This is a genomic window from Xaviernesmea rhizosphaerae, assembly GCF_001938945.1.
Taxonomy (GTDB): domain Bacteria; phylum Pseudomonadota; class Alphaproteobacteria; order Rhizobiales; family Rhizobiaceae; genus Xaviernesmea; species Xaviernesmea rhizosphaerae.
Genome location: NZ_MKIO01000040.1, coordinates 215,606 through 238,151 on the forward strand (window position 1 = coordinate 215,606; position 22,546 = coordinate 238,151).

Sequence of the window (22,546 nt, forward strand, 5' to 3'; positions counted from 1 at the left end):
GTGTGCCCCTGGGCGCGCGGCGTTCTCTTTGCGCGCCTTACCGCAGGCCGGAGGCCAGCGGAACGGCGGGATCGACCGAGGCCGGCTCGACCTTGTCGTAGAAGTCGGCGATGATCTTCCAGGCCGCCTCCGCCGTGTCGACGAAATGAATCAGGTCCATATCGGCGGGGGCGATGGTGCCGAAATCGGCCAGCGCCTGGAAGTCGATGATCGAGCGCCAGAAGCTTTCCCCGAAGAGGATCAGCGGCACCAGCGCCATGCGCCCCGTCTGCATCAGCGTCATCGTCTCGAACAGTTCGTCCAGCGTGCCGAAGCCGCCGGGGAACACCGTGACCGCCTTGGCCCGCACGAGGAAATGCATCTTGCGGATGGCGAAATAGTGGAAGTTGAAGCTCAGGTCCGGCGTGACATAGCGGTTCGGCGCCTGTTCGTGCGGAAGCACGATGTTGAGGCCGATCGAGGGCGCGCCGACATCCTGCGCGCCGCGATTGCCGGCCTCCATCACGCCCGGACCACCGCCGGTCACCACCACGAATTCCTTGTAGTCGAAACGCGCGGCATGGTTGGAGCAGAGCCGGGCGAATTTGCGGGCTTCGTCATAATAGACCGAGGCCGCTTCGAGATTGCGCCGCTGCGTCTCGTTCTTGGCGGCCCAGGCCTCCTGGCCGGGGGCGGGAATGCGCGCGCCGCCGAACATGACGACGGTCGAGGCGATGCCGCGCTCGGCCAGCGCCATCTCGGTCTTCAACAGTTCGAGTTGCAGGCGGATCGGGCGCAGTTCCTCGCGGCAGAGAAAGTCCGCATCGGCATAGGCAAGACGGTAGGTGGGCGACAGCGACTGCGGCGTCGGCGGCACGCCGGCGGCGCGCTCGCGCGCCTGCGCGCTGTCGGCCAGCGGATCCCAGACACCATCCTTGCGGCGCAGCTTCGGCTTTTTCATTCGTGACATCGATTGCAACTCCAGTGCTGTTTCCAGCCGGGACAAGGCCTCCCCTCCCGGCTGAAAACGCTTCAACTTTGCACCATCATGATCTAATCGGGTTATAACAAGTCAGCATAAGCCCACCAGTTAAAGGAATCCTGATGACCGAGGAAATTGGCCAGCTTGAGGCCGTCATCGAAGCCGCCTTCGAAGCGCGCGACGGCGTCAACATCCACACCCGCGGCGAGGTGCGCGACGCGGTGGAAGCGGCGCTCACTTTGCTCGACAGTGGCAAGGCCCGCGTGGCCACCCGCGGCGATGACGGCAGCTGGACCGTGCATCAGTGGCTGAAGAAGGCCGTGCTCCTCTCCTTCCGCCTCAACGACATGCAGGTCGTCAAGGGCGGCCCCGACAATTCCACCTGGTGGGACAAGGTGCCCTCGAAATTCGAGGGCTGGGGCGAGAACCAGTTCCGCGCCGCCGGCTTCCGCGCCGTTCCCAATGCGGTCGTGCGCCGCTCGGCCTATATTGCGCCGAACGCCATCCTGATGCCGTCCTTCGTCAATCTCGGCGCCCATGTCGGCGAGGGCACGATGGTCGACACCTGGGCCACCGTCGGCTCCTGCGCCCAGATCGGCAAGCATGTGCATCTCTCGGGCGGCGTCGGCATCGGCGGCGTGCTGGAGCCGATGCAGGCCGGCCCCACCATCATCGAGGACAATTGCTTCATCGGCGCGCGCTCGGAAGTGGTGGAAGGCTGCATCGTGCGCGAGGGCTCGGTGCTCGGCATGGGCGTCTTCATCGGCAAGTCGACCAAGATCGTCGACCGCGCCACCGGCGAGATCAGCTATGGCGAAGTGCCACCCTATTCGGTCGTCGTCGCCGGCACGCTGCCGGGCAAGCCTTTCCCGAATGGCGACCCGGGCCCCGGCCTCTATTGCGCCGTGATCGTCAAGCGCGTGGACGAGAAGACCCGCTCGAAGACCGGCATCAACGAGCTGCTGCGCGACTGATCCCGCGCCTGATTGCCACAACGAAGAAAGGCGGCCGTCACGGTCGCCTTTTCTGTTCAGTGATGCGGCATGGAGAAGGTAAAGCGGGTTTCGCGCGCGTCGGAGGCCACGCTGATGGTGCCGCCATGGGCCTTGGCGATCTCGGCGGCGATGAACAGGCCGAGGCCGAGACCGGTGCCCGATCCGTTGCCGCCCCCGTTTCCACCCATGCGCACGAAGGGCTTGAACAGGTCCTGCTGCAGCTCGGGCGGGATCGGCGGGCCGCCATTGGCGACGCTGAGGCTGAAGCGACCGTCGGTGACGGACGCCTCGACGCTGACCGGCAGATCGGCCGCCCCATGGGCGATCGCATTGGCCAGCAGATTGGACAGAAGCTGGCTCACGCGCCCGGCATCGCAGCGCACCGGCAGATCCGTCAGCTGAGCCTCGATCCGGCGGCTGGGATGGGCAAGCCGCAGTTCCTCGATGACATGGCCGAGCGCCGGCGCCAGCGAGGCGGGCGCGGTCTCGTCCAGCGCCAGGCCGCTGCCCAGGCGTCCGCGGGCGAAATCCAGCATATTGTCGATCAGGCCGGACATGCGCTCGATGCTGGCCCGCATCAGTTCCACCACGCCTTTCGCGCGCGGGGTCAGCTCGGTCTTGGCCAGCATGCGCGTGCCGGCATCGAGCGAGGCCAGCGGATTGCGCAGATCATGGCCAAGCACGGCGATGAAGCGCTCACGCAGCGCCCCGGTCTCGTCCTGCTCCACTGCCCGGCGCTGGGCGTCGATGTGAAAGGCGAGCAGCTCGGCAAACAGCGTGAACAGACCGGTGACCTCGGGCGTGTTCAAGCGGTGGGGCTTGGCGTCCACGGCACAGAGCGTCCCGTAGAACGTGCCATCCGACAGGATGATCGGCATGGCGATATAGCTTTGCAGCCCGTAGATCGCCGGCGTGTGATGCGCGGCATAGGCCGGATCCTGCGAGACATCGTCAATGACGACGGCCGTGCGATGGCTGCGAATCTCGTGGCAGATGGTGGTGTCCACCTTGAGCTGGCCGCCGGCCTTCAGCCCGAAATCCGACTGGTCCAGCACCTGCGTGGCGATCCAGTGCGTTTCCGTTACGCGGGCGACGGCGGCAAATCCCATGCCGGTCACCCGGCAGCACACGTCCAGCAGCTTCGGCACGATCCCGATGCGTTGAATGAGGTCGATCGCTTCCCGCGCCTCGTCCGGACCTTGCGGCACTGGCACAGGAACAGCCCCGCCGACCTGCCCGCCCGGCAGGGGCGATATGAGATCTGCCATTCGCCAATCCTTTAGACCCATGCCTGTTCATCAGGCGTCCGGTGGCCGACATGTCTTGCCTCGGCCGAAACGATTTTAGGCCAGACAGGCCCGGCGAACAATGGCCAATCGCGCAGAGGCGCACACCTAGGGGCCGCCCGTCATCCCGCCCCTCGAAACGGCTTCAGGAGCGGGACGATGCACACCATGGCCGGCGTAGCGGCATGCTGCGCGGGCCAATGGCTAGGAGCATCGGATTTTCCGGCAACCGATGCCCAGTTTTCGGTCCGATGCTCTCGTTCCGGCGTCAAGCACGCGCAGCCTTAGTCCTTCTTGGGCGGCGTGAAGGGGCCGGGACGGCGATTGGCGCCCTGACGGGCGAGCATCCAGCCGGGATATTCCGGCGGCAGGGTGCTCACCTCGTCCAGACGGCGCATCTCGTCGTCCGACAGCGTAACATCGACAGCCTTGAGATTGTCCTCAAGCTGCTCCAGCCGCTTGGCGCCGATGATCACCGTGGTGACGAAGGGCTTGGCCAGGATATAGGCGAGCGCCACGGCGGCCACCGTCGTGCCCTGCGCCTCGGCGATCTCGCGCATGACGGCGACGCAGGCCCAGGCCCGGTCCTTTTCCACCGGCGGGAAGTCGAAATTGGCGCGGCGCCCCTCGCCATTGCCCGGCGCACCGGGGCCGTATTTGCCCGAGAGCAGCCCGCCCGCCAGCGGCGACCAGACCATCAGGCCCATCCGCTCTTCCTGCAGGAGCGGCACGATCTCGCGCTCCAGATCGCGGCCGGCGATGGTGTAATAGGCCTGCAGCGTCTCGAAGCGGGCATAGCCGCGGCGCTCGGAAATTCCCAGCGCCTTGGCGATGCGCCAGGCCTGCCAGTTCGACACGCCGACATAGCGCACCAGCCCGCGCGAGACGAGATCGTCCATGGCGCGCAGCGTCTCCTCGATCGGCGTCACCGTGTCGGTGCCGTGGATCTGGTAGAGGTCGATGTGGTCGGTCTGCAGCCGTTCAAGGCTCGCTTCGACCGAATCCATGATATGGCCGCGCGAGGCGCCCCGGTCGTTGGGCTTGTCGCCCATCTGGCCGAAGGTCTTGGTGGCGATGACCACGTCCTTGCGCGGCACGCCGAGCGTCTTCAGCGCCTGGCCGAGCAGGCGCTCGGACGCGCCGAAGGAATAGACATCGGCCGTATCGATGAAGTTGACGCCGGCTTCGAGCGAGCGCTCGACGATGCGGGTGGCGCCGGCCTCGTCGAGATCGGCGATGGCGCCCCAGGGGGAGCCTTCCGCCGCGGCACCGAAGGTCATGGTGCCCAGGCAGAGTTCGGACACGAAAAGGCCGGTCTGGCCCAGCTGATTGTAGCGCATGAAGCAATCTCCTCGGCGCGGGCGGCCGGCACGGCTTGCGGCATTCACGGGGGAATCGGCAAGGTGGTCGCGCACGTCGGACAAGGTGAGAAGGACAATCGGCCTCTCCTAAATTAAGGAGGGCCCTCACAGCATATAGGCAGAGGACGGGAAAAGGAAAGCGCTGGTTTTGCCGTGCCAGGGCCAGAGCATCCGAGCGAAAAGACAAAGCCGTGTTTCGCATCGGTCCGGCGTGGAAACAGGAACCCAGAGCCTCGCAGCGATGACACTTTTTCGGTCCGATGCGCTGGCGTTAAAAGTCGCCTCTCCCCGGGATTGCGTGACAGGCGCGGGCGGATCGGCTAGAGGCTTTGGGTCTCACGCCGTACGGTTCCGTTCAGGACCGATGATCCCGCCACTGATCGCCTACCGACAATCGCCCTCTGATGATCCCCCTCTGATGATCCCTATGTCCGCCACCGATCCCATCGCCAATCTGGCCGCGCTGATCCGTTGCCCCTCCGTGACCCCGGCCGAGGGCGGCGCACTCGCCGTGCTCGAAGAGCAGCTCCGGCCGCTTGGTTTCACGGTCGATCGCATCGTCTCCTCCACGCCTGATACGCCCGATATCGAGAACCTCTATGCCCGGCTGGGCACGGAAGGCCCGCATCTGATGTTTGCCGGCCATACGGATGTGGTGCCGCCGGGCGATGCCGCGCTGTGGCGCCATCCGCCCTTTTCGGCCATGATAGAGGACGGCATGCTGCATGGCCGGGGCGCCGTGGATATGAAGGGCGGGATCGCCTGCTTCGTCGCCGCCATCGCCCGCCTGCTTGCCGAGGGGCGCAAGCTGCCCGGCTCCGTCTCGCTGCTGATCACAGGCGACGAGGAAGGCCCTGCCATCAACGGCACGCCGAAGCTGCTCGACTGGGCGGTGGCCCGCGGCGAGCGCTGGGACGCCTGCCTGGTGGGCGAACCCACCAATCCGGACCGGCTCGGCGACATGATCAAGATCGGCCGGCGCGGCTCGCTGTCGGGCATCGTCACGGTCACGGGCGTCCAGGGCCATGCCGCCTATCCGCATCTGGCCGACAATCCCGTGCGCGGCATCCTGGCGCTGGCCCGGGCGCTGATGGACCCGCCGCTCGACACCGGCACCGAGAATTTCCAGCCGACCAATCTGGAAGTGACCTCCATCGATGTCGGCAATCCCGCCACCAACGTCATCCCCGCCAGCGCCACGGCGCGCTTCAACGTGCGCTTCAACGACACATGGACCGCCGACAGCCTGAAGGACGAGCTGATCCGCCGCCTGGATGCGGCCGCCAGGGATGAGGCCCTGCGCCCCGGCCGCGCGCCCGTCAGCTATAGCCTGACCTTCGCCGAGCGGCCGAGCCATGTCTTCCTCACCCGCAACGACCGGCTGATCTCCACGCTCTCCTCCGCCGTTGAAGGCGTTACCGGGCATGTGCCTGCGCTGTCCACCACGGGCGGCACCTCGGATGCCCGCTTCATCAAGGATCATTGCCCCGTGGTCGAATTCGGCCTGGTCGGCCAGACCATGCACATGGTCGACGAGCGGGTCGCGGTCGCCGATCTGGAGACGCTGACGCAGATATACATGCGTTTCGTGGAAAGCTGGTTCGCCGATGCCGCAGCTTGAGGAAGTCGGGATCTATCTCAAGGGCCTCTGGCTGCTGATCCTCGGCAAATCCGAGGGCTTTGGCTGGCTGGATATCAGCGTCTCGGGCGTCTGGCGCTCCTTTGCCGCCATCCTCTGGTGCCTGCCGGCCATGATGGTCTCCTGGGCCTCTTGGCGGCTCGCCTATCTCTCGGACATGCCGGCCGGCACGCCGACCGGGCTCGCCTTCATCGCCAAGCTGATGATCGTCGATCTCTTGAGCTGGATCGTGCCGCTGCTTCTGGTGGCGGCGCTGTCGCGCCCGCTCGGCTTCGACACGCTGCTGGCGCCGCTGATCGTGGCGACCAACTGGCTCTCGGTGCCGACCTATTATGCCATGGCCGTGCCCTCGGCGCTGCGGCTGCTCCTGCCGGAAGCGCAGGGCCTGAGCGGGCTTCTCTCGCTTCTCGCGCTGATCGGCGCGCTTTTGGCACTGTTTCGCGTGGTGCGCGCCGTCACGGGGGAACAGGCGCTGCTCTCCTGGGCGCTCTCGGCGCTGCTGGTGCTGCCCTCGCTGATGCTGGGCGATCTCCTGCAGCGCAGCCTCGGCCTTCTGCCGGGGTAATACGCCTGACAGGAACGTTCACCGTCCTTCCAGGTCGTGAACAGCCTGTCAGTAATCCACCTGCATGAAATAGAGCCCGTCCGGCGGCGCTACGGGGCCGCAGGCGCGGCGGTCGCAGGCATCCAGCGCCGCGCGCACATCCGCCACGCTCCACTTGCCCTCCCCGGCAAGCTTCAGCGTGCCGGCCAGCGAGCGGATCTGGTTGTGCAGGAAGCTCTGGGCGCTGGCGCGGATCTCGATCATCTCGCCGTCGCGGGTCACATCCAGCCGGTCGAGCGTGCGCACCGGGCTGTTGGCCTGGCAATGGGCCGAGCGGAAGGTGGTGAAGTCATGCTTGCCGACGAGCGTCTGCGCGGCCTCATGCATGCGCGCGGCATCGAGCGGCCGGTGGACCCACCAGACCCGGCCGGCTTCCAGCGCCGGCGGCGCGCGGCGGCAGAGGATGCGGTAGAGATAGTGGCGGCGCAGGGCGGAAAAGCGCGCGTCGAACTGGTCGTCCACCGCCATGACCTCGAGCACCGACACCCGCTCGCCCGCCTGGCCGAGATGGGCGTTGAGCGCATTGCAGAGCTTTTTCGGCGCCCAGACCCGGGCAAGATCGGCGTGCGCCACCTGGCCGCGCGCATGCACGCCAGAATCCGTGCGGCCGGCGCCGCGGATCGACACCGTCTCGCCCGTCAGCCTGAGGATCGCGCCCTCGATCGCGCCCTGGACGGATGGGCCGTTTTCCTGGCGCTGCCAGCCGACATAGGGAATGCCGTCATATTCGACGGTCATGCGATAGCGCGGCATTCAGAACACCCGCGTCCCGGCAGGGATCGGCAGGCCCCGGCGGAAATCCTCCGCGTCGAGCACCTTGCCGCCGGCGCGCTGCAGGCGCGTCAGGCGCACGGAGCCTTCCGAGCAGGCAATGGTCAGATCGTCGAACAGCGCCGTGCCGGTCTCGCCGCCGGCGGTCTCAAGCTCGCAGGCCAGCACCTTCACCCGCTCGCGCTTGCCGCCAGCCTCCACCTCGAACCAGGCGCCCGGCGAAGGCGACAGGCCGTGAATATGGCGCAGAACCTCTTCTGCCGGGCGGGCAAAGGAAATCCGCGTCTCCTCCTTGGCGATCTTGGCGGCGTAGAGCACACCGGCCTCGCTCTGGGGCGTCAGCGGCAGGTCGCCGGCCTCAAGCCGCGCCATGGCCTCGACCATCAGTTCAGCACCTGTGGTCATCAACAGGTCATGCAGCAGGCCATAGGTGGTGGCATCGTCGATCGGCACGCGGGCGGTGAGCGCAACGGGGCCGGTGTCCAGCCCCTTCTCCATCTGCATCACCATCATGCCGGTCTCGCGGTCGCCGGCCATGATCGCGCGCTGGATCGGCGCAGCACCCCGCCAGCGCGGCAAGAGCGAGGCATGGCCATTATAGGCGCCAAGCCGGGTGCCGGACAGGATCGCTTCGGGCAGAAGCAGACCATAGGCGACGACCACGGCCACATCGGCATCGAGCGCGCGGAAGGCCGCGCGGTCTTCTTCCGCCTTGAAATTCAGGGGGGTGCGCACCGGCAGGCCGAGCGTCTCGGCCGCCTGATGCACCGGCGACGGGGTGAGATCCAGTCCGCGCCGGCCGGCCGGGCGCGGCGGCTGGCTGTAGACGGCAACGATCTCGTGACCGGCCCGCACCAAGGCTTCGAGCGTGGCGACGGAAAAGGCCGGCGTGCCCATGAAAACGATGCGTAGCGCCATCCGTCCCTCCTTGCGATCATTGATGCCCGCCCCATGAGGCGGGCGGAAACGGGCGTGGAATGCGGCCAGATCCAGCAGGTGCCTGTGGGGGCCCGCCCTGCCGTCAGATCGCCTTCGTGCCGCGCAGCTTCGAGGCCTTGGTGAACTTGCGGATCACCATTTCGCGCTTGAGCTTGGAAATATGGTCGATGAACAGCACGCCGTTCAGATGGTCGATCTCATGCTGCAGACAGGTGGCCAAGAGGCCGTCGGCCTCCAGCACCTGCTCGCGGCCCTCGAGATCGACATGGCGAACCGTGATGGCGGCGGGGCGCTCGACCTCGGCATAATAATCCGGGATCGACAGGCAGCCTTCCTCATAGACCGAGCGGGCATCGGACGACGTCAGGATCTCGGGATTGATGAAGACGCGCGGCGCCTTCTCCTCCCCTTCCTTGGCCACGTCGATCACCAGCATGCGGCGCGGCACACCGATCTGCACGGCGGCCAGGCCGATGCCGGGGGCGTCGTACATGGTTTCGAGCATGTCGTCGGCCAGCCGGCGCACGGCGTCGTCAACGGTTTCCACCGGCGCCGAGATCTGGCGCAGCACCGGATCAGGCAGAATGATGAGCGATTTGATGGTCATGGCGCTCCCTTAACCCAAACTTGAACCGGAGGGAATTCGCTTTGCGCCGGCTTGGGCACGCTCCGCCCCTCTTTCCGCGGAAAGATGGGGCTTGTTCTTGTTTTGATCTAGTGGTCACCGCGAATTCTGCTAGGTTCCATCGCCAGGCGCCGCGCCCTTGCGGGTCATGCGCGCGCCCTCTCCTCATGCGTTCCAGGTGCCATGTCCCGCGATTCCCTCAGCTTCGATACCGTGCTCTTCATCCTCGGCGGCCATCCCGTCACCCTGGGCCTGCTGCTGGCGAGCCTTTGCGGCCTGCTGCTTCTGACGATGCTGCTGTCAACGCTGCGGCGCGGGCGCGCCCATGCCGCCGAGCAGGAGCGCATCGACCGGCTGCTGACCGCCCAGGCGGAGATGCAGAGCCGCATGGCCACGCTGACCGAGGTGTTCGGCACGCGCCAGAGCGAGCTCAACCGGGCGATCGGCGAGCGGCTGGACGGTATGGGCCAGCGCATCGGCAGTTCCATCCTGCAGCAGACCCAGGCGACGCATGAAAACCTGCGCCGGCTGCAGGAGCGGCTGACGGCGATCGACAGCGCCCAGGCCAATATCCAGACGCTGGCGCGCGACATGGCTGGGCTGCAGCAGATCCTCTCCAACAAGCAGACGCGCGGCGCCTTCGGCCAGCAGCGCATGGAAACCATCGTCGCCGACGGCCTGCCGCAGGGCGCCTATACCTTCCAGGCAACGCTGTCGAACGGCGCGCGGCCGGACTGCACCATCCGCATGCCGAACGGCCAGCCGGCGCTGGTGGTCGACGCCAAGTTTCCGCTGGAGGCCTGGAACACGCTGCGCTCGGCCCAGGACGAGGCGGTGAAGCGCCAGGCCGCCCAGCAGTTCCGCCGGGATATGGAGGTGCATATCCGCGATATCGCCACGAAATATCTGCTGCCGGGCGAAACCCAGGATACGGCCTTCCTCTTCGTGCCCTCGGAATCGATCTTCGCTGACATTCACGAGCATTTCGAGGCGATCGTGCAGAAGGCGCAGCGCGCCCGCATCGTCATCGTCTCGCCCTCGCTCCTGCTGCTATCGATCCAGGTGATCCAGGCGATCCTGCGCGATGCCTCGATGCGCGAGCAGGCGCATCTGATCCGCGACGAGGTGGTGCATCTGATGGCCGATCTCGGGCGGCTGGACGAGCGGGTGCGCAAGCTGCAGGGCCACTTCCTCGCCAGCCAGCGCGATGTCGAAGACATCCTGATTTCCTCCGACAAGCTGCGCAAGCGCGGTGGCCGGATCGAGGCGCTGGAGCTCGACACGCAAGGCCCCGCCCCGGTCGCAAGCCCGCCGCCGGCCCAGCCGCAGGCGACGCCCTCCTCCTCTGCTTCGGCCCCGCAGGGCCCCGGCGATCAGGGCCGCCCGCGCCAAAGCGCGCTGAAGCTCTGGGTGGTTGACGAGGACTGACGCGAAAGGCAGTGTGCCGCCGCATTCGCGCGTGCCGGGAGGGCTCACGCATCCGCGCCGGGGCAGGCATGGGCAGGCTGCTGCGGCCCCTCCCGCCTCAGGCTCGGCGCGAGCGGAACGACCCTCCCGCGAATGGCGGATCCCGCAATTTCAGGCCCGCTCTCGTGGCCGAACGACATGACGAAAAGACACGGCATCGTGCCTGCGCCCTTGAGGCCGGCGATGCCTCCTTCAGGAGGAAACCGCCCATGATCACCGTTTTCGGTTCCATCAATATGGACCTCATCGCCACCACGGCGCAGCTGCCGCGACCGGGCGAAACGGTGGCAGGCCATGGCTTTTCCACCGCTGCCGGCGGCAAGGGCGCCAACCAGGCGCTGGCTGCCACGCGGGCTGGCGCTGCGGTGCGCATGGCGGGCGCGGTCGGCGCAGACAGCTTCGCCGAGGGCGCTCTGGCGCTGATGGCCGAGGCCGGCACCGATCTGTCACTGGTCGGCACCGTTGATGAGGCCACCGGCACGGCGCATATCCTGGTGGGCGACGACGGGGAAAACATGATCGTGGTCGTTTCCGGCGCCAATGGTCGGATCGGCGAGAGCGAGGCGCGCGCCGCGGTCGCCAGCCTGTCGGCCGGCGATCTGCTGATGCTGCAGCTCGAAGTACCGGCCGCCGCCGTCGAGGCCGCGCTCAAGGCCGCGCGCACCGCCGGCATCACCTCGCTGATCAACACCGCGCCGCTGACGCCGGAAGCCGCCGCGCTTTCGCGGCTCGCCGATATCGTTGTCGCCAATGAGCATGAATTCGAGCGCCTCGCCGGCCGCACGGGCCTGTCGCCGGAGGAGCGTCGCGCGGCCATGGCGCGTCTCTCGGGCGAAACCGGGCAGACGCTGGTGGTGACTCTCGGCGCCGACGGCGTCATCGCCATCCGCGACGGCCAGTTCTATCAGGCCGCAGGCCTGTCGATCACCCCGGTCGATACGGTCGGCGCCGGCGACACCTTCTGCGGTTATCTTGCCGCCGGGCTCGATGACGGCCTCTCCTTCGAGCGGGCGCTGCGCCGCGCCGCCATCGCCGGCTCGCTCGCCTGCCTGGCACCCGGCGCTCAGCCAGCCATTCCCATGGCCGCCGATGTGGATTCGGCCGAGATCGAAGCCGCCTGAGAAAGCCTGCCCTCCCCTGCCGTCAGCGGAGCCATCCTTTTTCTTGATCAGCAAAGCGTGATGGAACCAAGCCCGGTCCATCACGTTTTCAGGCCGAACCCGCGACTTTCGCTCTGCAGCATCGACCGCCGAGAGACTGTGCGCATGAAGCCGGCACGGTCCCGATCCCGCCAGACGGCCGCTGCCTCGAACCCAAGGAGATTGTCATGGCCCATAACGGCATTAACCCCGAACAGGACATCAACGCCCTGCGCGACGAAGTGGCCCGCCTGTCGAAGATCGTTTCGGCCCAGGGCGCCAAGGCTTACAGCGACACTCGCGCCAAGGCCGAGGAAGCGCTGGAAGCCGCGGCACCCGCCGCCCGCAACGCCGTGCGCCAGGTCAAGGCCGAAGGACAGGCCATCGCCGAAGTTGCCCGCGAGCATCCCGCCGCCACCGGCAGCGTTCTGGCGCTCACCGCAGCCCTCGGCCTTCTGGTCGGCTATGTCATCGGCGCAGCCAGCCAGCCGCAGCCGAGCTACACCAAGTGGTGGCGTTAAGCCGTCAGGCCATTCCCACGCCCATTGCGGCGTCGAGGCCCTCCCCAACCGGGAGGGCCTTTTTTTGCGTCAGAGCGTCGCCAGACGCTCGGTCAGCAGTTCGAAGAAGCCTTCGGCATCGACCTCGCGCATGACGAGCGCATTGTGCGGCCGCCCTGTCACCTGCCACCAGTCGACCACCGTCATGCCGACGGTCAGGTCCGAGACGGTTTCGATCTCGACATTGCAGGCCTGGCCGCTGAAGAGCTCGGGCTTCAGGAGATAGGCGATCACCGTCGGATCATGCAGCGGGCCGCCATCGCTACCGTACTTTTCCACATCGAACCGCTCAAAGAAATCCAGCCAGCCGGTCATGGCGTCGCCGACCCGCGTGCCCATAGTGCGGAAGCGATCGACGCGGCGCTTCAGGGTCAGCACCTGATGCGTGACGTCGAGCGGCATCATCACGATCGGAACGCCTGACTTGAACACGATCTCGGCCGCATCGGGATCGACATAGATGTTGAACTCGGCCGCAGGCGTGATGTTGCCGCCCTCGAAGAAACCGCCGCCCATCATCACCAGTTCGCGGATGCGCGGGGCGATATCCGGCGCCCTGGTCAGCGCGGTGGCGATGTTGGTCAGCGCACCCAGGGTGCAGAGTGTGATGGTGCCCGGCTCGGCGGACCGCAGCGTCTCGATGATGAAATCGACCGCATGGGCCTCCTCGACCGGCATGGTCGGCTCGTCCACCTCGAAGCCGTCAAGCCCGGTCTTGCCATGGACATGCTCGGCGGTGACGAGCTGGCGCTTCATCGGCCGGTCGCAGCCGGCATAGACTTTCACGTCGCGCTTGCCCGCGACCTCGCAGACGACCCGGGCATTGCGCGTCGTCAGCGTCAGCGGAACATTGCCGGCGACGGTGGTGATGGCGAGGAGATCGAGATCGTCAGGGCTGGCCAGAGCCAGAAGCAAGGCGGCAGCATCGTCCTGCCCCGGATCGGTGTCGATGATGATCTTGCGCGGCGCCACGGCGTTTCCCTTCCTGTCTGGATCAGCTCTGTCCGTCCTGCTTAGAGCATCGCACCGAAAAGTGGGAACCGGTTTTCGGAAAAAACCGCTGCAAGGACAAAAACGGGATCATCGCTCGAAAAAGGAAATCCGGTTTTCGCAAGGGGCAGGCCGCAGGTCCGGCAGGCCTTGCGTCACCTGGGGACGAGCCATCGGGCAATCTTGCAGCGGTCTTTGGCCATGCCCATATTCCCCCTGCCGGGCGCTTGCTTGAAAAGGCCCTGCAATCGTCGCTTTGAACTGCCGCAGGACGGGAGAGACAGCCGTTTCGCTTGGCGCTCCGGTCCTCATGGCCAGCTGCCGGGACCCTGCACCATGACGCGCCTGCCTCCTTTCACCAGTCCGTTTCTCGTCGGTTTCGATGCCATGGGTCAGACGATCGAACGCGTGGCCAAGGGCAATGACGGCTATCCGCCCTATAATATCGAGCGCATTCGCGGCGACCAGAACGAAGCCGACCGGCTGCGCATCACGCTCGCGGTGGCGGGGTTTTCCGAGGAGGATCTGGAGGTTTCGACCGAGGAGAACCAGCTGGTCATTCGCGGCCGGCAGACAGAGCCGGGCATCGAACGCGACTACCTCCATCGCGGCATCGCCGCGCGGCAGTTCCAACGCATGTTCGTGCTGGCGGACGGAATGCAGGTCGTCAAGGCCGAACTTCGCAATGGCCTCCTGTCAATCGACCTGATCCGCCCAGAACCGCAGCGCATGGTAAAGAAAATTAATATTTTGGTCCCAGACTGATAATCCTGTGAGGCCGGGCCTTGCAGGTTTCGGGCGGTTGATTCGGGGACGGATCATTCGCACGCCCGAAGCAAAAACGGAGACGGAGGCGCCAATGGCAGGGACTGTCAAAAGCGCTGAAGAACGGAGCATGGGACCGATGGGATTGAAACACGTCAGCAACCGCCTCTCGAAGTCGGATCTTGCGCATCTGGGCGCCGGTGAAGTCGGCTACATCCGCAAAATGCGTTCTGACGAAGTCTCCCGCTGCTTCCCCGAAGCTCCCAACATGGAACCCGGCCTGGATCTCTGGGCGCTGTTCGGCGCCGACGGCACGCCGATCCTTTTGACCGACAACCGCTCCTCCACCTTCTTCAAGGCAGCCGAAGACGATCTGAAGACCGTCACGCTGCATTGATCCCTGACTGAAACTCATGCCTGACCGGCGGCGCAGACGCCTCGCCGGTCACCTCGGGCGACCCTCGTGTCGCCCGTATTTCTCGGGGCCCGCCTCAGTCCCTCGTTCCCTCGCGCGGGCCACCCGAGTTCCTGTCTCCCCTTTTTCAGATGATCGAGAGCGGCGCCGCGCCTTGCGGTCGCCGCTTGACGCATCGCGCGCCCATGCTCAAGGGCCAGCGGCGCCACGCGAACGCCCTGCGCACAAGGCGTACAGCTTCGCGAAAATCGGTGTCCACTTTTGGGTCCGAGGCTTTAGACCCGCTTGAATGTCAGATAGGCGGAGGAGCGACCCTCGCGGCGGGCCTTAGCCTCGTAGCGCGTGCTTGGCCAGTTCTCGAAGGGCGTCAGCCAGTCCGGGGAAGCCTTGGCCGTCCAGGCGAAGGCCTCATGGTCGCGGCAGTGCAGCAGCGTCCAGTTGACATAGGTGTCGATGTCGGAGGCGAAGCAGAACAGGCCGCCGGGCTTGAGCACGCGGGCGAAGCGGTCGAGATTGACGCTCGAGACGAAACGCCGCTTCCAGTGCTTCCGCTTGGGCCAGGGATCGGGATAAAGAAGATCGATCTGGTCGATCACGCCTTCAGGCAGCCAGTCCAGCACCTGGGTCGCGTCGTCGTCGTAAAGACGGATATTGCGCGCGCCGGCCTCCTCGATATGGCCGATCAGCTTCGCCATGGAATTGACGAAGGGCTCGACGCCGATGAAGCCGGTGTCCGGCTCGGTGATAGCGCGGTGGATCAGATGCTCGCCGCCGCCAAAGCCGATTTCCAGCCGCAGGCGCGAGACAGGCACGGGAAACAAGGTGGCGAGATCGCCGGGCGCGGGCGTGGAAAGGTCGAGCTTGAGATCCGGCAGGCGGGTTTCCAGATGGGAGGCCTGCATGGGGCGCAGCGGCTTGCCCTTGCGCCGGCCGAAGAAGGCCTCGGTCGATCGGCTGCCGCGTTGCTCATCACTCATGTCATAGGTCCCTTCGAAGCGCGCCGCCCCGCGAGAGCATCGGATTTTCCCGAAAACCGGTTCCCACTTTTCGGTCCGATGCCCCAGATGGGGCGCGGCGCGGCTTCCTTTCGTCCATGCCGCCCCGCCCGTCAAGGGCAGAGCGCAAGGGCAAGGCTGCCGGCAGGCATGGCGCAGGCGGCTCAGGCCGCCTTCAGCGCGTCCTTCAGCGGCTTGACCAGATCCAGCCTCTCCCAGGAGAACGAGCCGTCACGGCCGGCCTTGCGGCCGAAATGGCCATAGGCCGAGGTCTTGGCATAGATCGGCTTGTTCAGGTTCAGGTGGCGGCGGATGCCGGAGGGCGAGAGATCGATGGTCTTGCGGATTGCCGCCTCGACCTGATCCTCCGTCACGCGGCCGGTGCCGTGCAGGTCGACATAGATCGACAGCGGCTGGGCCACACCGATGGCGTAGGACAGCTGGATGGTGCAGCGGTCGGCCAGATTGGCGGCCACGACGTTCTTGGCGAGGTAGCGGGCGACATAGGCGGCCGAGCGGTCGACCTTGGTCGTGTCCTTGCCGGAAAAGGCACCGCCGCCATGGGGCGCGGCGCCGCCATAGGTGTCGACGATGATCTTGCGGCCCGTCAGACCGGCGTCACCGTCCGGTCCGCCGATGACGAACTTGCCGGTCGGATTGATGTACCACTGGCAATCGTCTGCGATCTCGATGTCGTGCAGCGCTTCGCGAATATAGGGCTCGACGACCTCGCGCACCTTGACCGAATCCCAGCTCTCGTCGAGATGCTGGGTGGACAGGACGATGGAGGCAACGGACACCGGCTTGCCATCGGCATAGCGCACGGTCACCTGGCTCTTGGCATCGGGGCCGAGATGGGCAGCATCGCCCTCGCCCTTCTTGCGAGCCTCGGCCAGGAGCGCCAGGATGCGGTGGGAATAATAGATCGGCGCCGGCATCAGCTCGGCGGTCTCGCGGCAGGCATAGCCGAACATGATGCCCTGGTCGCCAGCGCCTTCGTCACCCTGGCGGTCGGCGGCATTGTCGACGCCCTGGGCGATGTCAGCGGACTGCGAGTGCAGCAGCACGTCGATCTTTGCGGTCTTCCAATGGAAACCGTCCTGTTCATAGCCGATCTCGCGGATCGCCTTGCGGGCGACGGCCTTGAACTTGGTCGGGTTGATGACCTCGTTGCCGGCCTTGTCGGTCTTCATCAGGCTCTTGGGCAGGCGGACCTCGCCGGCGATGACGACCCGGTTGGTCGTGGCCAGCGTCTCGCAGGCGATGCGCACTGTCCAGGGATCGACACCCGTGCGGGCCGCTTCCCGATAGACCAGATCGACGATTTCGTCCGAGATCCTGTCGCAGACCTTGTCCGGATGGCCTTCCGCCACGGACTCACTGGTGAACAGATAATTTGCGCGCATGCGGGACGTCCCCTCAATGAAAAATCGCTCCGACGTTCCTAGTCCATCCCCCGAAAGGATACAAGGACATATATATATCTTTATATGCTGTGATGGAGATGGTTTTTCCCCGCTGTTGCAAGGTCGCCATCGACGGGGCGGATGGATCGCCGACTTTCACCTAGCGCGCCGGTCAGGAAGGCCTGAAGCCCGGGCGGTTTTTGCCCTTTGGCGATCAGGGCGGGGCGAATTGCGCCGTCAGACAGTCGAATCCGTCGGAAAAAGGCCGCTCGGCCACTTCGGCCTCCGGCAGGAGCCGGCAGGTCGGCCTCTGGCAGGAAGGCACGTCGCGGGAAAGGCTCCCGCGACGTGGAGGGGTCATTCGCCGTCACTCTCCGATGCCAGCGCCTTGACGAGGTCGACCAGCTTGCGGCGCACTTTGGGATCGGCAATCTTCACGAAGGCGCGGTTCAGCTGCAGACCCTCGGAGGACGACAGGAAGTCGACGACATAGTTGGAGCTGGCGGCTTCGGCCATGCCGGACGGGCTGGCTGCATTGCTTTCACCCGGAGCGTCTTCAAAGAAAAAAGAAACCGGTACATTCAAAATCGACGAAATATTCTGAAGGCGGCTGGCGCCGACGCGGTTCGTACCCTTTTCGTATTTCTGGATCTGCTGGAAGGTGATCCCCAGGCTTTCGCCCAGCTTCTCCTGGCTCATCCCCAGCATGGTCCGACGGAGCCTAATCCGACTGCCGACATGAATGTCGATCGGATTGGGCTTCTTCTTGTTCTCAATCATTGTGGGTTCCTATCAATCGATGCGCTTTCTTTCCCCTCCGACCAACAGACAGAAAGCCGCCGTGCCAGCCGTCCGCAACTGACAAAGCAAGGCCCCCTGCCTCATAGAGGTTAAGGCTTTAATGGCGGCGGCCACTATGCAATCTCATGGGTTTTCGGTCAATTCTCTCGAAAAACAAAACTCATGCGCGAAAAAATTGCAACCGCAAGCGCAATCAATTGAAGAATAAGACCATTTCTGGCCTGCCCCGAAGGGGGGAAGATCGGCGCTGCACGCGGTGGCAGATCGACATCGAAAGCGCCGGCAACACCGAAATTCAGCCCTTTTTGCACGCGTCCGAACGGATCGATCGATGCGGAGATGCCGCTATTGGCCACGCGCACCATCGGCACGCCGGTTTCAACGGCGCGCAACCGGGACTGGAGGAAATGCTGATAAGGCCCGGGCGTGTCGCCGAACCAGGCATCATTCGTGACGTTGAGAAGCGCTGCGGAGGCCAAAGCATCGTCGCCGATCTCGGCTGGAAAGATCGCTTCGTAGCAAATCAGCGGGTAGAGAATGCGCCCGCCCGGCAGGGTCATCGGCATGCGCTGGGCGGCCGCGGAAAAGCCGCCGGGCATGGCGGCGGCCACCGCATGCAGGCCGGCGGCGGAAATCAGATCCTCCAGCGGCAGATATTCGCCGAAGGGCACGAGATGCACCTTGTCGGCCGCGCCGATGATCTGACCCTGATGATCGATCATGATCATGGAATTGTAGTAGCGCGGCGGCAGGCCCGCTCCGGCATCCTCCGTGCGCACGGCGCCGGTGACCAGCACCTGCCCCTCCTGCAGCACCTCGGCGATCCGCGCCAGCGCGTCGGGATTTTCGGTCAGGATGAAGGGCACGGCCGTTTCCGGCCAGACGATCACATCGGGCCGGCGGCCGCCCTCTGCCGGAGGGGCGGCACTGAGAGCCAGATGAGTTTCGAAGATTGCTGCGCGCGCCGCATCATCGAGCTTTTGCGCTTGGTCAATCACCGGCTGAACCACGCGCAGGGTCATTGGCGGATCGAGCGGCGGGCCGGAGGGTGTGGAAAGCCGCCACAGGCCGAAGCCGAGATGGCCGGCAACCAGCAGGGCGGCAATCATGAGGCCGAGAGCGAGCCCGCGCCGCGTGCCGACGAGCGCCGGCGCCGCGAAGACGAAGACCGCGGCGACATTCATGCCCATCAGCCCGATGAGGCTCACCGACTGCATGGCCAGCGGCACCGGCATGGCGGCATAGCCGATCGCATTCCAGGGAAAGCCGGTCAAGGCGGTGGCGCGCAGCCATTCGGCCAGACCGAAGCTTGCGGCCAGCGCGGCGATCCGCCCCCAGCCTTCCGACCAAAGGATGCGGGCGAGGAGACCGGCCAGACCGTAATAGATCGCCAGAACCGCAGGCAGGCCGAGAACAGCGAGCGGCAGAGCCCAGGCAAAGGTGTCCGCCTCCACAAGCAGCGCATTGCCCAGCCACCAGAGCCCTCCGGCCAGATAGCCGAAGCCGAAGCACCAGCCGGTCCAGAAGGCCGGCAGATAGCGGCGTAGCACGCCTCTGGCGGGGTCGGCCGGCAGACCGTCGATCAGCCAGACCAGAATAGGGAAACTGATGAAGGGCGCGGCGAAGATGGAGAAAGGCGGCAGCGCCAGGACCGTCAGCAGGCCGGCCGCGATCGCCAGTGCCGCACGGCGCCAGCCGGAGAGCAGCATGATCCGCCCTGCAATCCCATCCATCGCGTTCGTCTCCCTGCGGGTCTCGGCCTTGGCGTTTCGCGCGGCCGATGCTTCAGGGCCTCGTGCTTATATTCGCCCGCTTGCGCAAGGCCGATGCGGCTGCATGGCCCCGTCCGGACGGCGATCTGACGGAAGGCGCTCGACGTCGCAGGCTGTCGTGATGGAAAACCGCATCGGGAGCGCAGCACGCCGCGCTCCCGGAAGGTCTGGCAGCATCAGCCCTGCGACCCCGTGCCGGCCTCGCTGGCCAGCTCCTGACCGTCCGCCATGCCGTCACGCGGGCGGCGGCGGGCAGGCGGGATGCGTTTGCGCACGATGCGCACGCGCTTGACCCTGCGCGGATCGGCATCGAGCACCTGAAACTCGAAGCCGGGAATCGCCTGGACGACCTCGCCGCGCGCCGGGATGCGGCCGAGCGTGTTGAAGACCAGGCCGCCAAGCGTATCGACATCTTCGAGCTGTTCGCGCACGTCGAAATCCGGGCCGATGGCGGCGGCGATCTCCTCGAGCTCGACGCGGGCATCGGCAACGAAAATATCATCGGAGGTCCGCGCGAACATCACCTCCTCCGAATCATGCTCGTCCTCGATATCGCCGACCACGAGTTCGACGATATCCTCAAGCGCGATCAGCCCATCCGTGCCGCCATATTCATCGATGACCAGCGCCATCTGGATGCGGGCGGCCTGCATGCGCTGCATCAGATCGGAAGCATGCATGGAGGGCGGCACGAAGAGAACCTGGCGGATGATGCCCGCTTCCTCCACCGTCTTCATCAGATCGACGCGGCCAAGATCGAAGCTCGGGCGCGGCTGGCGCACTGGCTTTTCGGGCTTGTCCTCGCCATTGGCGGCGGGCGCAGCCGGCCGGTTGGAACCTCGACGGCGATTGCGGGCCTGCTTGGTGATATAGGCGAGAAGGTCGCGGATATGGACCATCCCGCGCGGATCGTCGAGACTTTCGTGATAGACCGGCATGCGCGAGCGGCCGGACTCCTCGAACAGGATCAACAGATCGCCGAGCGTGATCGAGAGATCCACTGCTTCGATTTCGGCGCGCCGGATCATCACATCCTCGACGCGCACCTCGCGGAACCGCAGAATATTGTTGAGCATGGCCCGCTCGGCGGGCGAAAAGGCCGTGTCCGTGCCGGGATCGGCCATCAGCGCGTCTGCGAGGTCTTCGCGCAGATTGGGCGCGGAGGCGCCGCGCCAGATGCGCGCGGCCCTGCTCCAGAAGGAGACGGCCGGCTTGCTCGGCTCGTGCCGGGCGAAGTCTGACCTCGCGGACTCTGGCCGGGCGCCCTCCTGCCGTGTGGTCGTCTCACTCCAGGCGCCATCCTGCGCGGCGCCGGTGATGCTACTGCCCGTTTCGTCCTGACTGGCGGGATCCGCCTCGTCCGTAACAGCCGCGGCCGGCTCTGTCCGAAAATCGCTCATTGTTCCAGTTCGTCAAACGGGATCACTATCCCCATAGGGATCAGATAGGCCAATTCCGATCAAAATGCTACTCTCAAGGGCCTCCATCTCCTCCGCTTCCTCGGCATCGATGTGATCATAGCCGAGAAGGTGGAGAAATCCATGAACCAGCAAATGGCTCAGATGTTCCTCGAAAGGCTTGCCGAGATCGATGGCTTCGCGCGCGATCGTCTCCTGCGCGAGCACGATATCGCCGAGCATCGGGCCCGGCATATCGCCCGGCTCTACCGGAAAGGCGGGGAAAGACAGCACGTTGGTCGGCTTGTCCTGCCCGCGCCACTCGGCATTGATCGCGCGCACGCTCTCGTCATCGGTGAAGACCAGCGACAGCTCGGACGGCGCCTCCTGAAAGGGCTGCCCCTCCGCCACCGCCAGATGATCGGCGGCGGCCTCGATCACACGGGTGGCGAGCGCCTCGAGCGCCTCTTCCGGCGCCCAGGCGTCCGCCTCCCGGCTCAGCTGAATGTCGAAGCGTGACATCAGCCGTTCCGGGGCGACGGGGAAAGGCTCGCATCCGGCACGGCCGTCTGCGCCTCATAGGCGCGCACGATGCGGGCGACCATGGGATGGCGGACCACGTCGGCATCCTTGAAGCGGATGACCGAGACGCCCTCGACTTCCCTCAGGATCTGCAGCGCCTCGACCAGGCCGGAGGTGACGCCGCGCGGCAGGTCGACCTGGCTCGGATCGCCCGTGACGATCATGCGGCCGTTCTCGCCCAGACGGGTGAGGAACATCTTCATCTGCATGGTCGTGGTGTTCTGCGCCTCGTCGAGGATGACGGCGGCATTGGCGAGCGTGCGGCCGCGCATGAAGGCGAGCGGCGCGATTTCGATGACGCCGGCGGTGATCGCCCGCTCCACCTTGTCGCCGGGCATCATGTCATAGAGCGCATCATAGAGCGGACGGAGATAGGGATCGACCTTCTCCTTCATGTCGCCCGGCAGGAAGCCCAGGCGCTCGCCGGCCTCGACGGCCGGACGCGAGAGGATGATGCGATCGACAACGCCGCGCTCCAGCAGCTGGGCGGCATAGGCCACGGCCAGATAGGTCTTGCCGGTGCCGGCCGGGCCGACGCCGAAGACCAGCTCGGAGCGCTCCAGCGCGCGGATATAGGCATCCTGCGTCGGGGTGCGGGCAGCAATGGTCTTCTTGCGTGTGGTGATCTGCGCCAGATTGAGCTTCGCCTTCTTTTCCATGGTCGGCAATTGCAGCTGGTCGTCGGCGGCAATCGCCATGCGGATGGCGCCCTCGACATCCGACGCCTCGATGCTGCCACCCTTCTGGACGCGGCCATAGAGATAATCGAGCGCGCGGCGGGCCTGATTGGTGGCCACCACATCGCCCGAGATCGCCACCGAATTGCCGCGCGGGCGGGCCTCGACATGAAGCGTCTGCTCGATGAGCTTGAGGTTCTCGTCGAACTGACCGAACAGCGCGCTGGCGAAGCGATTGTTCTCAAAGGTAAGCACGAAGTGATTGACGTCGGTCGCAGAGGTCTTCGACTGGCGCGGCGAGGAGGAAACCAATTCGTGTCCGTTCAAGCAGCAAAGCTCCTTTGAGGAATGTGAGCGAAACGGCCAGGTCCTCCTGAAAGCGGGGACCGACCGTCCGCG

At 65.7% G+C, this 22,546-nt stretch carries 22 protein-coding genes; 8 read left to right on the forward strand and 14 right to left on the reverse strand.

The features are described 5' to 3' along the window. Positions 1-37: 37 nt before the first annotated feature. Positions 38-949 (reverse strand): LOG family protein, encoded by a 912-nt coding sequence (locus BJF92_RS20435; protein WP_075636585.1) that lies wholly within the window; start codon positions 947-949, stop codon positions 38-40. A gap of 134 nt (positions 950-1,083) precedes the next feature. On the opposite strand from BJF92_RS20435, the gene dapD reads away from it, so the two are divergent. Continuing rightward, positions 1,084-1,935, forward strand: a complete 852-nt coding sequence (dapD, locus tag BJF92_RS20440) for a 2,3,4,5-tetrahydropyridine-2,6-dicarboxylate N-succinyltransferase (protein ID WP_075636586.1) — start codon at positions 1,084-1,086, stop codon at positions 1,933-1,935. Positions 1,936-1,991: 56 nt separating this feature from the next. Here dapD and BJF92_RS20445 read toward each other — a convergent pair whose 3' ends face one another. After that, on the reverse strand, positions 1,992-3,224 hold the full coding sequence (locus BJF92_RS20445; protein ID WP_078058292.1) for a GAF domain-containing sensor histidine kinase: 1,233 nt from the start codon (positions 3,222-3,224) through the stop codon (positions 1,992-1,994). Between the two features lie 302 nt (positions 3,225-3,526). After that, positions 3,527-4,582: an aldo/keto reductase gene (locus BJF92_RS20450; protein WP_075636587.1), complete on the reverse strand. Its 1,056-nt coding sequence runs from the start codon at positions 4,580-4,582 to the stop codon at positions 3,527-3,529. 448 nt (positions 4,583-5,030) lie between these two features. Here BJF92_RS20450 and dapE point away from each other — a divergent pair, with 448 nt between their 5' ends. Continuing rightward, entirely contained in the window at positions 5,031-6,224 is a 1,194-nt protein-coding gene (dapE, locus tag BJF92_RS20455) for a succinyl-diaminopimelate desuccinylase (RefSeq protein WP_075636588.1), read from the forward strand. Continuing rightward, positions 6,211-6,807: a hypothetical protein gene (locus BJF92_RS20460; RefSeq protein WP_075636589.1), complete on the forward strand. Its 597-nt coding sequence runs from the start codon at positions 6,211-6,213 to the stop codon at positions 6,805-6,807. Before dapE ends, BJF92_RS20460 begins: the two co-directional genes overlap by 14 nt. A gap of 48 nt (positions 6,808-6,855) precedes the next feature. Here the strand turns inward: BJF92_RS20460 and truA are convergent, their stop codons facing one another. From truA to def, 3 genes are all read right to left on the reverse strand, one after another. Next, complete coding sequence (gene truA / locus BJF92_RS20465) at positions 6,856-7,599, reverse strand: tRNA pseudouridine(38-40) synthase TruA (protein ID WP_075636590.1); 744 nt, start codon at positions 7,597-7,599, stop codon at positions 6,856-6,858. Next, positions 7,600-8,535 (reverse strand): methionyl-tRNA formyltransferase, encoded by a 936-nt coding sequence (gene fmt / locus BJF92_RS20470; RefSeq protein WP_075636591.1) that lies wholly within the window; start codon positions 8,533-8,535, stop codon positions 7,600-7,602. Between the two features lie 103 nt (positions 8,536-8,638). Next, the gene (gene def / locus BJF92_RS20475; RefSeq protein WP_075636592.1) at positions 8,639-9,163 is read right to left on the reverse strand and encodes a peptide deformylase; all 525 of its coding nucleotides are present in this window, start codon (positions 9,161-9,163) and stop codon (positions 8,639-8,641) included. 201 nt (positions 9,164-9,364) lie between these two features. On the opposite strand from def, the gene BJF92_RS20480 reads away from it, so the two are divergent. The 3 genes from BJF92_RS20480 to BJF92_RS20490 all read left to right on the forward strand — a co-directional run bounded on the left by BJF92_RS20480 (position 9,365) and on the right by BJF92_RS20490 (position 12,308). Then, positions 9,365-10,609, forward strand: a complete 1,245-nt coding sequence (locus BJF92_RS20480; RefSeq protein WP_075636593.1) for a DNA recombination protein RmuC — start codon at positions 9,365-9,367, stop codon at positions 10,607-10,609. A 248-nt stretch (positions 10,610-10,857) separates the two neighbouring features. Next, positions 10,858-11,769: a ribokinase gene (locus tag BJF92_RS20485; RefSeq protein ID WP_075636594.1), complete on the forward strand. Its 912-nt coding sequence runs from the start codon at positions 10,858-10,860 to the stop codon at positions 11,767-11,769. Between the two features lie 206 nt (positions 11,770-11,975). Beyond that, positions 11,976-12,308: a hypothetical protein gene (locus BJF92_RS20490; RefSeq protein WP_075636595.1), complete on the forward strand. Its 333-nt coding sequence runs from the start codon at positions 11,976-11,978 to the stop codon at positions 12,306-12,308. A 69-nt stretch (positions 12,309-12,377) separates the two neighbouring features. Here BJF92_RS20490 and BJF92_RS20495 read toward each other — a convergent pair whose 3' ends face one another. Then, on the reverse strand, positions 12,378-13,319 hold the full coding sequence (locus tag BJF92_RS20495; RefSeq protein WP_075636596.1) for a nucleoside hydrolase: 942 nt from the start codon (positions 13,317-13,319) through the stop codon (positions 12,378-12,380). 354 nt (positions 13,320-13,673) lie between these two features. On the opposite strand from BJF92_RS20495, the gene BJF92_RS20500 reads away from it, so the two are divergent. Both BJF92_RS20500 and BJF92_RS20505 read left to right on the forward strand, forming a co-directional pair. Next, positions 13,674-14,102 carry an Hsp20 family protein gene (locus tag BJF92_RS20500; RefSeq protein WP_075636597.1) on the forward strand — a complete coding sequence of 143 codons (429 nt, stop codon included), beginning with the start codon at positions 13,674-13,676 and terminating at the stop codon, positions 14,100-14,102. Between the two features lie 139 nt (positions 14,103-14,241). Then, the gene (locus tag BJF92_RS20505) at positions 14,242-14,499 is read left to right on the forward strand and encodes a BQ00720 family protein (protein WP_075636598.1); all 258 of its coding nucleotides are present in this window, start codon (positions 14,242-14,244) and stop codon (positions 14,497-14,499) included. Between the two features lie 293 nt (positions 14,500-14,792). On the opposite strand, the gene trmB is transcribed toward BJF92_RS20505, so the two are convergent. The 7 genes from trmB to BJF92_RS20540 form a co-directional block, all read right to left on the reverse strand. Beyond that, positions 14,793-15,494 carry a tRNA (guanine(46)-N(7))-methyltransferase TrmB gene (trmB, locus tag BJF92_RS20510; protein WP_075636599.1) on the reverse strand — a complete coding sequence of 234 codons (702 nt, stop codon included), beginning with the start codon at positions 15,492-15,494 and terminating at the stop codon, positions 14,793-14,795. A gap of 182 nt (positions 15,495-15,676) precedes the next feature. Continuing rightward, positions 15,677-16,918, reverse strand: a complete 1,242-nt coding sequence (metK, locus tag BJF92_RS20515; protein WP_075636600.1) for a methionine adenosyltransferase — start codon at positions 16,916-16,918, stop codon at positions 15,677-15,679. 357 nt (positions 16,919-17,275) lie between these two features. Further along, positions 17,276-17,698 carry a helix-turn-helix domain-containing protein gene (locus BJF92_RS20520; RefSeq protein ID WP_075636601.1) on the reverse strand — a complete coding sequence of 141 codons (423 nt, stop codon included), beginning with the start codon at positions 17,696-17,698 and terminating at the stop codon, positions 17,276-17,278. Positions 17,699-17,856: 158 nt separating this feature from the next. Then, the gene (gene lnt / locus BJF92_RS20525; RefSeq protein WP_075636602.1) at positions 17,857-19,452 is read right to left on the reverse strand and encodes an apolipoprotein N-acyltransferase; all 1,596 of its coding nucleotides are present in this window, start codon (positions 19,450-19,452) and stop codon (positions 17,857-17,859) included. Between the two features lie 215 nt (positions 19,453-19,667). Next, complete coding sequence (locus BJF92_RS20530) at positions 19,668-20,891, reverse strand: hemolysin family protein (RefSeq protein WP_075636603.1); 1,224 nt, start codon at positions 20,889-20,891, stop codon at positions 19,668-19,670. 12 nt (positions 20,892-20,903) lie between these two features. Then, positions 20,904-21,410: an rRNA maturation RNase YbeY gene (ybeY, locus tag BJF92_RS20535; RefSeq protein WP_075636604.1), complete on the reverse strand. Its 507-nt coding sequence runs from the start codon at positions 21,408-21,410 to the stop codon at positions 20,904-20,906. Then, the gene (locus tag BJF92_RS20540) at positions 21,410-22,474 is read right to left on the reverse strand and encodes a PhoH family protein (protein WP_075636605.1); all 1,065 of its coding nucleotides are present in this window, start codon (positions 22,472-22,474) and stop codon (positions 21,410-21,412) included. The genes ybeY and BJF92_RS20540 overlap by 1 nt, the downstream gene beginning before the upstream one ends. Between the last annotated feature and the right edge of the window lie 72 nt (positions 22,475-22,546).